Genomic DNA, 13,510 nt, shown 5'->3' with positions numbered 1-13,510 from the left:
TTCTCCGCGCTGCCGGACATGCGGGATGGGAGGCGCTGGGCGCCAAATACCGGGCGACGGCCGGAACGTACGGGGGCAAGCGCCTCGGGCGCGTCGCACCCCGCCTGAGGCGGGCTTTTGACCCCTATAGGGTCAGATTCGAATTATTGAGGCGTCGCTTATTTTCGGAGAACGACGGCATGCGCGCATCCCCACGGAGATGCGGGAGACGCGAATAACGGCCGTGGTGAGTGTTGGCTGGCGATCCGGAATGCCGGGCGACGAGCGGGACGCGGGGCGAAGCCCGCGCCGTCAGCCTTTGCGTAGCGCGTGCATCAGGTAGCGGGCGGGATCGATGGCATCGGCCAGATCGGCGCCGATTGGCCACGGCTCGCCTTCGATCTGGCTGGCGACCAGTTCCGCGCACAACGATGCGAACACCAGTCCCCGAGAACCGAACGCAAAGCTCGCGTACAGGCCTTCCAGGCGCGGCAGGTCCCGCAGGTGCCCCCCGGTCAACCGTCGTCGCTGCGGCTCGATGGCGGCCATGTCGGGCAGTTGCCCGGCCATTGGAAGACGGTCGGGCATCAACGTGCGGAATGCCGTGCGTCCCCCAAGCTCGGCGGCGGCGCTTTCGCTGGCCAGTCCCGCGTCGCCGAAGCGATCGGCGTGCGCCGGCAGTAGCGCGGCAAGACGGCGCAAATTGGCTTGATGGTCGGTGACACGCACATCCTCTGCCGGATCGTCGAAGCCGTACGTCGCGCCGGTGATCGGCCCGGCACCGCCCAACGGCGACGGTGCGACATAGCCGTCGCCGCAGACCGGTACGCGCAAGCCGGGCAACGTGTCGGGCGGCAGAAAGGTCAACTGGCCGCGCACTCGTTTGACGGGCAAGAACGCTGGCGTGAGATGCGGGGCGAGCAATTTTTGTGAGACGTCGGCGGCCGTCACGACCGCGACGTCGGCCTCGGCGAGCACCCGGCCAGCCTCATCGAGCGCGGCCCAGCGGCCATCGCGTTGTTCGAGCCGCTCCACGGCAACGCCATAGCGCGCGTCGAGCGACGGGCCCGCAGCCACCAGTTCAGCGCGGCACAGCATAGCCGGTGCGAGCCAGCCGCCTTCCGGATACCAGATGCCGCCATGCGCGAGCGTTTCCCCGGCCAGAGCGGACGCCTGGGTCTCGTCGACCCACTTCGCATACGTTTCCGGGTACTCGTGCGTGGCGACAAGCTCCTGCATGTCTTGCGCTTGCGCAGCGGTCATGGCGACTTGCAGCAAGCCGTCGGCACGTCCGGGCAGTCCGCCTGGCAGCGTTCTCCACTGCGCGAGCGCGTACAGAAACCCCGCGCGCGTGAGGCGCGACAAGACGTTGTCGTCCGCGGAGAGTTGCGGGTGGAAGACACCCGCCGGATTACCCGACGCCGCGGTTCCCGGCGCCTGCGCCCGCTCGAAGAGACGCACACGCCAGCCGCGAGCGATGAGCCGCCGTGCCATCGCCGTGCCCGCCATCCCGGCGCCGACGACAATGGCTTCACGGGCGCGCGGCGGCGGCGCGGCGGGCGGATCGTAGCGTCGCATGCGGTATGGCGGCGCGTAATGGCCCGCAAGCATGTGCCGCTTATAGCCATAACCGGGCCGGCGTGCCGTCGCAAAGCCGGCGGCGATGAGATCGCGCCGCACCTGTCCGGCCGAGGTATAGGTGGATAGCGTCGCCCCGTCGCGCGCCAGACGGCTGAGCGTCTTGAAGACGTTCGGCGTCCACATGTCCGGATTCTTGGCCGGGGAGAAGCCGTCGAGATAGAAGGCATCTGCGCCGGCCCGCAGCGAGGGCATCAAATCGAAAAAATCGCCGAACCCGACGCTCAGGACCACGCCGGGCGCCACCTCCAGCCGGTGCCAACCCGCCACCGGAGACGGCCACAGGTCGCACAGGCGCTGCACTAGCGGGGCCAGCTCGGTCATGCCAGGCAACACGAGCATCGACGCGAGGACACGCCGCAGATCCTGCGCACGGAACGGAAACTTCTCCACCGACACGAAATGCAACCGCGCCGGACGCTGCGGATCGTCGCGCCACGCGGCCCATGTCGCGAGGAAATTCAGGCCCAGACCGAAGCCGGTTTCGACGATCACGAATTGCTCGCGCCCGCGCCAGCGCTCGGGAAGATCGTTGCCGCCGAGAAAGACGTGCCGCGCCTGACCGAGTGCCCCGTTCGTGCTGTGATAGACGTCGTCGAACACCGTCGAGTAGGGTGTGCCATCCGTAGCGCTTGCCGGCGCTGCCGGCTGAATGGGGCTCGGACCCGGACGATGACTCATTCGCCCCCTCGCGCTTTGGTCACGATCTCGATGAGTGCCGGCAGCGAGACGACGCCCAGCCACTTGCCTTGTGCATCTGCCACGGGTACCCAGTCGGCGTGCATCGTGCCGGCGGCGCGCAGCGCGCTGACCAGCGCCATCTCGCCATCGAGCGCTTTGTGCGCCGTAATGACTTCCGTCCACAGTTCCGGCTTGCCGGTGGCCTGACGTTGCCACCAGTTCGCGGCGTCGAGGGTTCCGATGAGGCGTCCGTCCGGCGCACGCACCACGAGGTTGCGATAACCGGTCTCGATGAAGCGTTCCCCGATGGCTTCCGAGGTATCGGCGGCGCTCACTACGGCGTCGTTGTCCACTGCCAGCGACGACAGGCGCATTTCGCTGCCCTCGCCCGTCATCGACAACCAATGGCCGGCAACCTGATTGCGCCGCAGCGACTTCGCGTACACCGAGTCGGCGCGCAGTGTCTGAGCGGTGAGATAGGCCGTCACGCACGCCAGCATCAGGGGCAGCACTACCTGATAACTCAGCGTCATCTCGAAGATCATCAGAATCGACATCAGCGGCGCGTACGTCGTTGCCGCCAGAAATGCGCCCATACCGACCACCGCGTAGCTGCTGGCCACCGAGGCGGTCGCCGGGGCGAGTGCGTTCATCGCCAGACCATAAAGGCTGCCAAGCGCAGCGCCGACGAAGAGCGTCGGTGTGAACACGCCGCCCACGGCGCCGGAGCCGGCCGACGAAGCGGTCGCCAGCACCTTGAACACCAGCACCATCGCGAGCGCCTGCCAGGCCCAGTGGGTGTGCAGGATCGAGTTGACCACGCTGTATCCGTTGCCCCAGACCTGCGGCACTTGCAGCGACAGCACGCCCACCACGAGTCCGCCTGTCGCCAAACGCAGGAACAGCGGCACAGGCAGCTCGCCGAAGCGCTGTTTGGCGGTGTCGAGCAGTCGCAGGAATAACGGCGCGAGCACGCCCGCGAGAATGCCGAGGCCCACGTAGAAGAAGACTTCCCAGCCGGAAACGAAGTCGAAACGCGGCATCTGATAGACCGCCTCGTAGCCGAGGAACTGGCGAATGACGATGTTCGCGATGACCGAAGCTACGATCAGCGGGCCGAGCGTTGCCGTGGAAATCGAGCCGTAGACGATTTCCGAGATAAACAGCGCACCCGCAATCGGCGCGTTATAGGCTGACGTGATCCCTGCTGTCGCCCCGCAAGCCACGAGCAGACGCAGGCGCTCCGGCGGGAACGCCAGCGTGCGGCCGACGAGCGACGCAAACATCGCGGCGAGCTGCACCATCGGCCCTTCCCGGCCGATCGACGCACCCGAGGCCACCGAGCACAGCGACGACAGGCTTTTGACGAGCGTCTGGCGCAGGCTGAGTACACCGGTGCCGATGGCAATGGCTTCCATGTAGTCGTCGGCGCCCTTCTTGGGCACCCACAACGTGGCGTATTGCAGAATCAGTCCGGCGATCAGGCCGCCCGCTGTCGGCAGCAGCAACCGCTGCCACCAGTTCAGGTTCTGTGCCAGCTCGACCATGCCGCTGCGGTGTCCGGCGAGCAGGAATTGCAGCCCGGAGAGCGCTTCGCGAAACGCCACGGTCGCCAACGCCCCCAGCAGACCGACGATGCCGGCAAGCAGCAACGTGATTTGCAGGGTGTTCGGTGCGAATTGGCGCCGCACCCACACAACGACAGGCGATTTAGCCCAAGCGGACACTGCTGACACGGATAGAAGACGGTCGTGATCGAAATTGGGTCTCATGGTATCGACCGGCGCCTTATTTTGAAAGCAGGCGACCCGGCGGATGATTGGCAACTCAAAAACTGAGGAAAGCTCAGATAACGTATTTTTGACCGTGAGTTTCTGGTCGAAGCGACGACGCGGCAACGGGCACCGACGGAATCGAACACGAAGGGCCGTTTGACGATGCGAATCCGAAGACGCCACATCGTCGGCCAGGATTCAGCCTTGGCCTTGGCGTAACTCCCCAAACGCCGCCAACGCCGTCCATATCATTCGAAAAACTGAGGCGTGCTCAGATAAGGTGATTTACTGGGCCAATGACAGCGGTCCGGCCACGCGATTCGACGGTTTGCGGCGCGGCCAGCGTTTTACCCCACCCAGCGTTTTCGTCACATCAGGTTTTGGCGGCAGCCGTCACCGAAGGCATTTTCTGAACGTTATTCAGATAAAGGTAAATTTCGGGGGCCGGGCACCATGTCAGCACAGTATTCCCAGCCGTTTTTGCGGGCGAGCCGGGCTATCGGGAATGATCTCGTCCACCGATGGCCGTTCGTCCCGAACGATCCGCCCTGCCCCTTAGCGCCGGCTGTCTCTGCCCCAATGCGTCGTTTCGTGCAGTGCGCCCAGCCCGTGTCGCCTTCCCTCGAAATATCTTGTCCCGCGAGTCCTGCCATCCGTCCATTGAACTGGTCACATTCCACGCGGTGAAATAGAATGACGCGCAATCGAACTGGAATTGAAAAGTAATACCCGAATGGCAGTAAGCAAAAAAGCCGCACAAAAATCGCCCGTGCGTCTAGAAGAGCAGTTGGGTTTCGCGTTGTACTCTGCATCGCTTGCGATGACAAAAGCACACAAGCCGATGCTCGACAGACTCGGACTGACGTACTCGCAGTATCTTGCGATGGTCGTGCTTTGGGAGCAGGACGACATCGCTGTCAATCAGCTTGGCGCACGCCTCGGACTCGATTCCGGCACGCTCACGCCATTGCTGAAAAGACTGGAAACCATGGGGCTTTTGACGCGTCGTCGTGGCGAAGCGGACGAACGTCAGGTGTTCATCGACTTGACCTCGCGGGGGGTGAACCTGCGTCGAGAGGCGCGTCAGGTGCCTGCGCAAGTGCAGGCCATCACCGGGCAATCCGATGCCGCGCAAAAGACCTTGCGCACGCTGCTCCTCCAGCTTCGCGACACCCTCAACGAGACGTGATCCAAAGCAAGACGCGCGCGCCCTTACGGATACGCGCGCGTCATTGAGTGGTGCGCAATCGATTGCGCCAGCTGCTGAAGATCAATGTGCCGGGACGAGCATGTCGAAGCCATCGATCTTCTGAACCGAGTAGCCGGCATCTCGCCAGGCGTCGAGGCCGCCAAGCAGCGGACGCACGTCGGTGAAGCCCTGTTGCCGCAGTTGTTGCGCCAGGCGGGCAGCCGTCACTTCGTTCGGACAGGCGCAAAACACCACGACCCGGCGATCGCGGGGAATGTCTCGCAACTTTTCTGCGATTTCGTCCGGTTCGATCGCGAGCGAGCCGGGAATCGTGAACGGATCGACCGCCCGGCGAGCGGCCGAGCGCACGTCGATCACGACCGGCGTCACTTCGTCCTTCATCCATGCTTCCAGCGTCTGAACGCCGATACGCGCCATGCGCAGCGAACGCAGCAGGCGGTAACGATTGAGCCACCGGTTGAGCAGATACAGCACGAAGACAAGCGCGACCAGCCACAGCACCCCCCGGCCGAGCGTATCGAAGGCGTCGAGCACGGCCACGATGTGCGACGCGAAGCCGAACCCGAGCGCCACGGCGACACCGGACCAGAGCACCGCACCCATGGCGTCGTACATCAGGAACGTGCGCCAGGACACCCCGAGCGCACCTGCCATCGGCACCGACACGGCCGAGAGTCCCGGCACGAAGCGCGCAAACATCAGCACTCGCACGCCATAACGGCCCATCGAGCCTTCCGTGCGGCTCACGCACGTATCGGGCGAGATCGACAGGCGGCACATCAGCCGAAGGATATGGTGGCCGTAGCGTCGTCCGGCGAGAAACCAGAGGACGTCACCCAGCAGCGCGGCGAACACCGCGAGGCCGACGATCGCCACCGCCGGGAAAAGCGACGTCGACGCCGTGACAATGAGCGTGGGATATGCCGGCAACGGCAACCCCAGCGCCTGTCCGAAGATATTCAGAAAGACAAGCCAGAGCCCGTAGCGGGCGATCAGATCGAACAGCATGCCGGGCCCCTGTTGGCGAATTAGCGCAATACGGCATGGTAGCTCCCGGCTGTGACGACCAGAAGCCTGAAAGCCGAAAAGTATTGTTGCTTTTCTGGAACGATCGTCTCGGCCGGCCGGGGAACGCGGGCGTCAGTGGCCAACTGCGGCCTTGGCGCCACGCTTGGGCTTGGTCAGCCAGACGAGTGCCGCCATGGCAAGAAAGACATATCCCGACAGGTGAAAGACGTCGTTCGTGGCCAGCATGAAGGACTGGCGTGTGACAAGGTCGTTGAGTACGCCAAAGTCCGCACCATTCGCGAGGCCCAGTCCCTGACGCAACTGGTCGAGGTAGCTGGTCGTAGCGTCGGAATAGGGGGTGAGGTTCTCGGCGAGCCGCGCGTGATGGTAGATCGCACGGTCTTCCCACATCGTTGTACTGACGGCGGTGCCGATGGCGCCCGAAAGCGTGCGGAAGAAGTTCGACAGACCGGAGGCCGCCGCGAGGCGATCGTCCGAAATGCTGGAGAGCGTGATGGTGGTCACGGGCACGAAAAAGCACGCGATACCGATGCCCTGAATGAGCCGGGGCTCGATGACCTTCGCGAACGAGAGATTCAGCGCGAAGTGCGAATTCCAGAACGACACCCCGGCGAACACGAAAAACGCGAACGAGGCCACCGCGCGCAGGTTCAGCCGGTCCATGTTCTGCCCGATGAGCGGTGAGAGTACGAGCGCCAACAGACCGACCGGGGCGGTCGCCAACCCGGCTTTGCCCGCCGTGTAATCCATCACCGTTTGCAGCCACAGGGGGAAGATGACCACCGAGGCGAAGAACGTCATGAAGCCGAACGAAATCACCACGACACCCAACGCGAAGTTGCGGTCCCTGAACAGCGTCAGGTCGACGATGGGTTTATCCGATGTCAGCTCCCACAGGATCAGGAACGACAGGCAGATCGCGGCGGTGAGCGCCAGCGTGACGATCAGGCTGTTGTTGAACCAGTCGCGATCTTTGCCGAGGTCGAGCATCATCTGCAAGGACCCCACGCCGATGGCCAGCAGCGCCAGACCGATGAGATCGATGGACAGCTTTTGTGTCTTCGTTTCGTGTCCGCGCAACAAGAGGAAACAGGACACCGCCGAGAAGATCCCGACGGGCACATTGATGTAGAAGATCCACGGCCATGTGTAGTTATCCGTAATCCATCCCCCTACGACGGGGCCGAAGATCGGCGCGACGATCACGGTCATGGCCCACAGCCCGAGCGCGAGACCGCGTTTTTTCTCGGGAAAGCTTCGCAGCAGAATGGTTTGCGAGAGCGGCACCATCGGGCCCGACACCAGACCCTGCAGCAAGCGGAAGAAGACGAGCGCTTCCATGTTGGGCGCCAGGCCGCAGAGCATCGACGCCACCGTGAATGCCGTGACCGAAGACACGAACAATTTCGCTTCGCCAACGCGTCGTGCCAGCCATCCCGTGAGCGGCACAGCGATGGCTGCGGCCACCGCATACGAGCTGATGACCCACGTGCCCTGACTATTCGACACCCCCACGCTTCCCGCGATGGTTGGCACCGCAACGTTGGCGATGGATGTGTCCAGCACCTCCATGAAGGTGCCCAGTGCGAGGCCTATCGTGAGAATCGCCAGTCGCGCACCGGTCAGCGGCGCCCCCTGCGGCGCGGCGGTGGCGTTTGCAGTGGCGGCGTCAGCCATGTGCATCGTCTCCCTGAAATGACGGCCGGGTCGCGCTGGACGGGGGCCGAAGTCTTTCCCCGGATGGTGCCGCAGAACGACGACCGTGTGCGACGCGGGTTTGGAATTCGGGCTCTAAAACGTCAGGAAACGATCCGATCGGCCTCTCGTATCGGCCGAGGTTGCGCGAATCACGCGTCCTGCAAGGGGTTTCGACGGAGCACTTTCATCGCGCGTAGCCGGTGTGCGGCAAATCATCGTCGTCTTGCGAACGTCAGACGCTTTTGCCCCTTGACGCGAGTGGGCAGGCGAGATTGAATCGCCGCTGACGCCCGACGTGTGCGATGCCACGTCGCTGTCCCCTGGGCGTAGTCGTGCAGGCTCAATAAAGTTCTCTCGTCAGCGCTTGCGGCGCCTCGGCGATAGCGAAATCACAGGATAAGCCCATGCAGCCAGGTAGCGTCATTCCCCTTCAATACAGTGAGTTTCTTGTTCTGCTTTCCTTCGTGATATCGGCGCTGGGGGCCTATGTCGCGTTGGTGGCCGCATCACGCATTCGCGATGACGACGGACGCATCAGCCCGGGTTATCTCGTGGTGTCGGCGCTCGCGCTGGGGGGCATCGGCATCTGGGGCATGCATTTCATTGGCATGGCCGCGCAACGCATGCCCTTTCCCGTGTCGTATTCCCTCTGGCCTACGCTCGGCAGTCTGCTGCTGGCGGTGGTGGTCTCGGGGGCGGCGCTTTGGTATGTCGCCCGTGCACCGTATCGCAATGTCCTGCAATGCACGATTGCCGGCGTGGCGGGTGGGTTGGGCGTGGCAGGCATGCACTACCTTGGCATGAGCGCCATGCGCACGCAGGCGTATTTCGAATGGGACACGACGATCGTTGCCCTGTCGGTGCTCATCGCGATCGTGGCAGCGAGCGTGGCGCTCTGGCTGGCGTTCCATCTGCAAACCACGCTGCAACGCGCGCTGGCGTCGTTGGTGATGGCGGTGGCCGTTTGCGGCATGCACTACACGGGCATGCGTGCGGGCACGATCATCTGCACGGCCGAGACGCGTGCGCAAATCAGCATGCGCCTGCATGGCGATACGCTGCCGTATGGCGTCTTCCTGATCGCGTGTGTGGTGTTGCTTGCCATGGGCGTGTTGCTGTATCGCACGTCGCGCAAACGGCGCGAGCGGATGGCGGCGCGACTCGACGCGCTCATGCGCCAGCGCGCGGGGCAGGTCTGATATCTGCTGCGTTGTTTCCGTCTGAAAAGCGAAACGCCGGCCTATCGAAAGACAGGCCGGCGTTTTTTATCTGAGCGCCTTTCGGCGCGGCACACTGTTCAGTGCAGGATGGGGCTTCCCCCGACAGGCATCACATCGCCCGTTTCGATCAGGTCGACAATGAAGAACGGTTCGGTGTTGAGTTGTTTCGATGCACCGGGCTGGCCGGAGTACCAGCACACCATCGCCATGTCGCCCAGCATACGGGTGACGATTCCCATGGCACCACGTGGCACTGCGATGTGATTGGATTTGACGATCGATCCGACTTGCACTTGAGCCTCCTGCGAATGACGAAAAACCGATGCGCCAACCCGTCGGCGCATCGTCATCCGACTATACCGTATTGCGTTGTGGCTATCGCCGATTTCTCCGTCGACGTCGAGAAAATTCCATCGTGCTGGCCGCCGTGATGCTCGGCAAGCACGCGGTAGTGCGGGCCGCGCGGTGTGCGCACGGAGTGCACGAGAACATAGCCATCGCAGTGCCAGATCAGCGGGCGCGGATGCGGATCCGAAGGCGCGCGACGCGCATGGCGCAGCAGTGTGACGTGCGGGCGAAACGACTGCGTCACCACGCGAGCCCCCGTCGCACACCATTGCGAGAGCAGCGTGTCGCGAGTGGCGATGAGTCCGTCGGGAACACTGGGCGCCCCAGCCCAGACGATTTTGCGATCGGACCAGTAGCCGAGATGATCGAAGGTCAGCGTGAGCGGCGCGAGCGGCGTGCGCTGCATGAGCGCAAGCAGCACCGGGAGACGGGCGGGATCGACCTCGTCGAGAAAGGCCAGCGTCAGATGAAGCGTCTGGGCGCGCAGCACGCGCCCGCCGCATTCCGCGTGAGCCGAGACGGCCCATGTGTGAAGCTGCTCGCGCACACCCGGCCCGGGCCACAAGGCAAGGAAAAGTCGCATGAGAACACCAGGGATTGGAGCCTGCTGATGATTCTCATAGTAGACGGGCAATCGGGCGAATTCCAGCCGGGCCTGGCGCGCTGACGGGCGGCACCCGCGCGCACGAACGCTACGCGGCGGGTGCCGTGCCGGTCGGGTCAGTTCGTCGAAATTCCGGGGGTGATGCCGCGCCGGCCGCGGCGCGGCGTCTCTGCCGGCTTGTCTTCCGACTTGGCCTGAACCGGCGGACGCATGATGCTGTTCCAGTTGTTCTGGATGGCCGCATCGGTGGTGTCGCGGGAGACCGCGCGCGAGATATCGGCGCTCGGATTGAAGGCGCTGGATCCCGTGGCTCCGGTGGCGCCTGCCGCATTGGCTGCGTTGGCCGAATTTGCCGGTACGGGGGTGTTTTGCGCGTGGGCATGCGGCGCGAGCACGAGCACGGCGGCGATGGCGCCGGGGAGCGTCATCCAGAGGGATTTGCGCAGCGCAGACGCGTAGGGAGCGGAGCGGGCAGTCGAATGGTGGGTCATCAGGTGTCTCGGGCGAAGCGACGCAACTTGGCCGACATTGCCCCCTCGCAGGGGCCATGCCGGCGTCACGTCTTATGTGTGGGCTCAGTAGGTGCCCGGAGGCGGCTTCCAGCCCGGGGGCGGCGGCGGCGGTGGCGCGTAGCGCTGCTGGGGGGCCGGCTGCGGCATCACCATGTCGCCGCGAACGGGGACACGATTGCCATACGCATACATGCACTGAACGTAGGCCTGATCATAGCGGCTTTGCGTCATATATGCAGATGACTGCGCGTTGCCCATGCCCACGGCGCTGCCCGTGAGCAGGCCGGCCCCGGCGCCGATGGCCGCGCCCGAGCCGCCACCGATGGCCGCACCGGCCGCGGCGCCGATGGCTGTGCCGATCACTGCACTGCCCAGCGCACTGGTGTTCGCAGCGGTGGCGGTGTCGAGGCCACCGTTTTGGCCAGAGGCGTATTGGCGGCAGTTGAAATCGTCCTGACGGAATTGGTCGAAGGATTTGTTGCTGCCGGGCAATGCCATGAGGCTTGGACCGGAGGGCACTACGGCGCAACCCGCGAGTGTGGCGGCGGCGATGACGATGGCCACGGGCACAGCGAGACGGCGGGGGGCACGCGAGGCACCGGCCGTGGCCCTCGACGGTTTGCGCGCTTGGGAGACGACGGGCGATTCAGATGACATGGCGCGTCTCCAGATCAGTTTGCCGGCTGCGCAGGGACTTCGCGCCATCCGGCCGGACACGTTTTCACGTAGGGATAGTAGGCGCCCGCCTTGTCGCAGTAGTACCAGGTGTCGCTGCCTGCGCCGGGCTGGCCGCCTTGGGCGCCGGGTTGCGGCTGTTCGATGTACTGCTGAGGCTGACTTGGCACGACCACCACGGGAGGCGCGTAATAATCGGCGGGCGGATAGTACGGGTAGGCGTAGGGATAGGGGTAGTAGCCGGGACCGACCCAGACACGTACGCCACCGCGCCAAGCGAAGGCGCTGCCGCTGACCAGGGCGGCAGCCACGGCAACGAAGCCGAGGACCACAGGAAGACGTTTCACGACACAGACCTCGAAGAACGAACTCCGGGCGCGGTGGATTCCGCCTCGCGTACGCGCGTCGCAACGAGGTGGATATCCCCCAAATGTGCCGCAACGCCGCCCTGGAGCTGACGCTTCCGAGTCTAGGCCCGTCCAACCCTCGGGGCAATTACAGCGCCTGTTAGATGTGTTTCAAAGCATTACGCTTGTTTGAGGGGCGTGCGCTGGCGATGTTCGAGTCAACGCTGGCGCGCATCGCCCGGGAAGCGGGCCTTTGACAATCGTTAACGTTCGATGCGTGTGGCGGAGGCGGATTTTGTGAGGTGCGCTCGCGCGACGCAATTCACCTCGGCGCATCTGGATAACTTGATACTGCTCGGAACGCCGCTTCACTTACCGATACAAAACCGGCTGAAAATCACCCCGAGCAAATCGTCGGAGGTGAACTCGCCGGTGATGGTGCTGAGCTGCGTTTGCGCGAGGCGCAACTCCTCGGCGAAGAGATCGAGTGCGCTCGCGTTCCGGCGCGCATGCGCTTCCGCCATCTCGATATGATCGCGGGCCGCGCGCAGTGCCGATAAATGCCGTTCGCGCGCGAGAAACACGCCTTCGTTGCCTGCCTGCCAACCGGCAATCTTGAGCAGCTCTGTACGCAGCAAATCGATGCCCTGCCCGCCTTTCGCCGACAATCGCACGCCAAGCGGCGAGGTGCCTTCTTCGGGCAGAATCGTCGCCGGTTCGCCCGCCAGATCCGTCTTGTTGTACACACGCACGATAGGCACATGTTTGGGCAACTGCTTCGCGATGTCCTCGTCTTCCGGCGTCATGCCCGAACGCGCGTCGAGCAGATGCAGCACGGCGTCGGCCTTGGCGATCTCGCTCCAGCTGCGCGCAATGCCGATGCGCTCGACTTCGTCTTCCGTTTCTCGCAGACCCGCCGTGTCGATGATGTGCAACGGGATACCGTCGATCTGAATCGTCTGCTGCACTTTGTCGCGCGTGGTCCCGGCGATGGGCGTGACGATCGCCAGCTCGGCGCCGGCCAGCGCGTTGAGCAACGACGATTTGCCCACGTTCGGCTGCCCCGCCAGCACGACATTGATCCCCTCGCGAAGCAAGGCACCCTGTTTCGCCTGTGACAGCACCTGCGCCAATTGCGTGCGAATTCGCGCGAGTTGCCCGAAGGCGTCGGCGGCCTCCAGAAAATCGATTTCCTCTTCGGGGAAGTCGAGCGTCGCTTCCACCAGCATGCGCAGATGAATGACCAGATCCACTAGCGAATGGATTTCGCGCGAGAACGAGCCGTCCAGCGAACGGCTCGCCGAGCGCGCCGCCGCCTCGGTGCTCGCCTCGATCAGATCGGCCACGGCCTCGGCTTGCGCCAGATCGAGCTTGTCGTTCAGAAACGCGCGATGGGTAAATTCGCCCGGTTCCGCCAGACGCACGCCCAGTTCCGCCCCTTCGTCGAGACAACGTTGCAGCAGCAGTTGCAGGACGATAGGCCCGCCGTGGCCCTGCAATTCGAGTACGTCTTCGCCCGTGTAGGAATTCGGCCCCGGGAAGTACAGCGCGATGCCGCGATCCAGTGCCTCACCGGTGGCGTCGAGAAACGGCAGATACGACGCGTGACGCGGCTTGAGCGGCTGCCCGACGAGACGCGCGATCACACGCTGCACGGCGTCGCCGCGATGCTTGCCGAAGGACACGCGCACCACGCCGATCCCGCCGCGTCCGGGGGCGGTGGCAATGGCAGCAATCGGAACAGTCGAGACGGTGGTGCTCATGGAACGATTCGTTGAAAAGCAGAGGCTTATT

The 13,510-nt window shown here is 64.2% G+C and carries 12 protein-coding genes; 2 read left to right on the top strand and 10 right to left on the bottom strand.

All coding sequences use genetic code 11. From position 1 onward, the window contains the following. Positions 1–291: 291 nt before the first annotated feature. Both mnmC and PBR20603_RS04100 read right to left on the bottom strand, forming a co-directional pair. Entirely contained in the window at positions 292–2,298 is a 2,007-nt protein-coding gene (gene mnmC / locus PBR20603_RS04105) for a bifunctional tRNA (5-methylaminomethyl-2-thiouridine)(34)-methyltransferase MnmC2/FAD-dependent 5-carboxymethylaminomethyl-2-thiouridine(34) oxidoreductase MnmC1 (protein ID WP_150558217.1), read from the bottom strand. Next, positions 2,295–4,070: a ClcB-like voltage-gated chloride channel protein gene (locus PBR20603_RS04100; protein WP_425495779.1), complete on the bottom strand. Its 1,776-nt coding sequence runs from the start codon at positions 4,068–4,070 to the stop codon at positions 2,295–2,297. Before PBR20603_RS04100 ends, mnmC begins: the two co-directional genes overlap by 4 nt. Before the next feature lie 736 nt (positions 4,071–4,806). Between PBR20603_RS04100 and PBR20603_RS04095 the strand changes: the two genes are divergently transcribed. Next, positions 4,807–5,262 (top strand): MarR family winged helix-turn-helix transcriptional regulator, encoded by a 456-nt coding sequence (locus PBR20603_RS04095; RefSeq protein WP_150558216.1) that lies wholly within the window; start codon positions 4,807–4,809, stop codon positions 5,260–5,262. Between the two features lie 81 nt (positions 5,263–5,343). Here PBR20603_RS04095 and PBR20603_RS04090 read toward each other — a convergent pair whose 3' ends face one another. Continuing rightward, the gene (locus PBR20603_RS04090; RefSeq protein WP_150558215.1) at positions 5,344–6,291 is read right to left on the bottom strand and encodes a DedA family protein/thiosulfate sulfurtransferase GlpE; all 948 of its coding nucleotides are present in this window, start codon (positions 6,289–6,291) and stop codon (positions 5,344–5,346) included. Between the two features lie 132 nt (positions 6,292–6,423). Further along, positions 6,424–7,989, bottom strand: coding sequence for a DHA2 family efflux MFS transporter permease subunit (locus PBR20603_RS04085; protein WP_150558214.1), 1,566 nt, complete (start codon positions 7,987–7,989; stop codon positions 6,424–6,426). Between the two features lie 425 nt (positions 7,990–8,414). Between PBR20603_RS04085 and PBR20603_RS04080 the strand changes: the two genes are divergently transcribed. Continuing rightward, entirely contained in the window at positions 8,415–9,209 is a 795-nt protein-coding gene (locus PBR20603_RS04080) for an MHYT domain-containing protein (protein ID WP_150558213.1), read from the top strand. A 98-nt stretch (positions 9,210–9,307) separates the two neighbouring features. Here the strand turns inward: PBR20603_RS04080 and PBR20603_RS04075 are convergent, their stop codons facing one another. The 6 genes from PBR20603_RS04075 to mnmE form a co-directional block, all read right to left on the bottom strand. Continuing rightward, the gene (locus tag PBR20603_RS04075; protein ID WP_150558212.1) at positions 9,308–9,523 is read right to left on the bottom strand and encodes a hypothetical protein; all 216 of its coding nucleotides are present in this window, start codon (positions 9,521–9,523) and stop codon (positions 9,308–9,310) included. 53 nt (positions 9,524–9,576) lie between these two features. After that, positions 9,577–10,161, bottom strand: a complete 585-nt coding sequence (gene thpR, locus PBR20603_RS24055) for an RNA 2',3'-cyclic phosphodiesterase (protein WP_174977765.1) — start codon at positions 10,159–10,161, stop codon at positions 9,577–9,579. Positions 10,162–10,298: 137 nt separating this feature from the next. After that, on the bottom strand, positions 10,299–10,673 hold the full coding sequence (locus PBR20603_RS24050) for a hypothetical protein (RefSeq protein WP_174977764.1): 375 nt from the start codon (positions 10,671–10,673) through the stop codon (positions 10,299–10,301). An 84-nt stretch (positions 10,674–10,757) separates the two neighbouring features. Next, the gene (locus tag PBR20603_RS04065) at positions 10,758–11,351 is read right to left on the bottom strand and encodes a YMGG-like glycine zipper-containing protein (protein ID WP_246174361.1); all 594 of its coding nucleotides are present in this window, start codon (positions 11,349–11,351) and stop codon (positions 10,758–10,760) included. Between the two features lie 14 nt (positions 11,352–11,365). Then, on the bottom strand, positions 11,366–11,716 hold the full coding sequence (locus PBR20603_RS04060) for a hypothetical protein (RefSeq protein WP_150558210.1): 351 nt from the start codon (positions 11,714–11,716) through the stop codon (positions 11,366–11,368). Between the two features lie 368 nt (positions 11,717–12,084). Continuing rightward, positions 12,085–13,479 carry a tRNA uridine-5-carboxymethylaminomethyl(34) synthesis GTPase MnmE gene (gene mnmE, locus PBR20603_RS04055; protein WP_150558209.1) on the bottom strand — a complete coding sequence of 465 codons (1,395 nt, stop codon included), beginning with the start codon at positions 13,477–13,479 and terminating at the stop codon, positions 12,085–12,087. Positions 13,480–13,510: the final 31 nt, after the last annotated feature.

Source organism: Pandoraea bronchicola, from assembly GCF_902459805.1.
Taxonomy (GTDB): domain Bacteria; phylum Pseudomonadota; class Gammaproteobacteria; order Burkholderiales; family Burkholderiaceae; genus Pandoraea; species Pandoraea bronchicola.
This window is presented reverse-complemented; position numbering and strand designations above follow the sequence as displayed.

Coding starts and splice junctions, on each gene's coding strand:
- mnmC (WP_150558217.1), bottom strand. CDS start 2,298: ATGAGTCATCGTCCGGGTCCGAGCCCCATTCAGCCGGCAGCGCCGGCA.
- PBR20603_RS04100 (WP_425495779.1), bottom strand. CDS start 4,070: ATGAGACCCAATTTCGATCACGACCGTCTTCTATCCGTGTCAGCAGTG.
- PBR20603_RS04095 (WP_150558216.1), top strand. CDS start 4,807: ATGGCAGTAAGCAAAAAAGCCGCACAAAAATCGCCCGTGCGTCTAGAA.
- PBR20603_RS04090 (WP_150558215.1), bottom strand. CDS start 6,291: ATGCTGTTCGATCTGATCGCCCGCTACGGGCTCTGGCTTGTCTTTCTG.
- PBR20603_RS04085 (WP_150558214.1), bottom strand. CDS start 7,989: ATGGCTGACGCCGCCACTGCAAACGCCACCGCCGCGCCGCAGGGGGCG.
- PBR20603_RS04080 (WP_150558213.1), top strand. CDS start 8,415: ATGCAGCCAGGTAGCGTCATTCCCCTTCAATACAGTGAGTTTCTTGTT.
- thpR (WP_174977765.1), bottom strand. CDS start 10,161: ATGCGACTTTTCCTTGCCTTGTGGCCCGGGCCGGGTGTGCGCGAGCAG.
- PBR20603_RS24050 (WP_174977764.1), bottom strand. CDS start 10,673: ATGACCCACCATTCGACTGCCCGCTCCGCTCCCTACGCGTCTGCGCTG.
- PBR20603_RS04065 (WP_246174361.1), bottom strand. CDS start 11,351: ATGTCATCTGAATCGCCCGTCGTCTCCCAAGCGCGCAAACCGTCGAGG.
- mnmE (WP_150558209.1), bottom strand. CDS start 13,479: ATGAGCACCACCGTCTCGACTGTTCCGATTGCTGCCATTGCCACCGCC.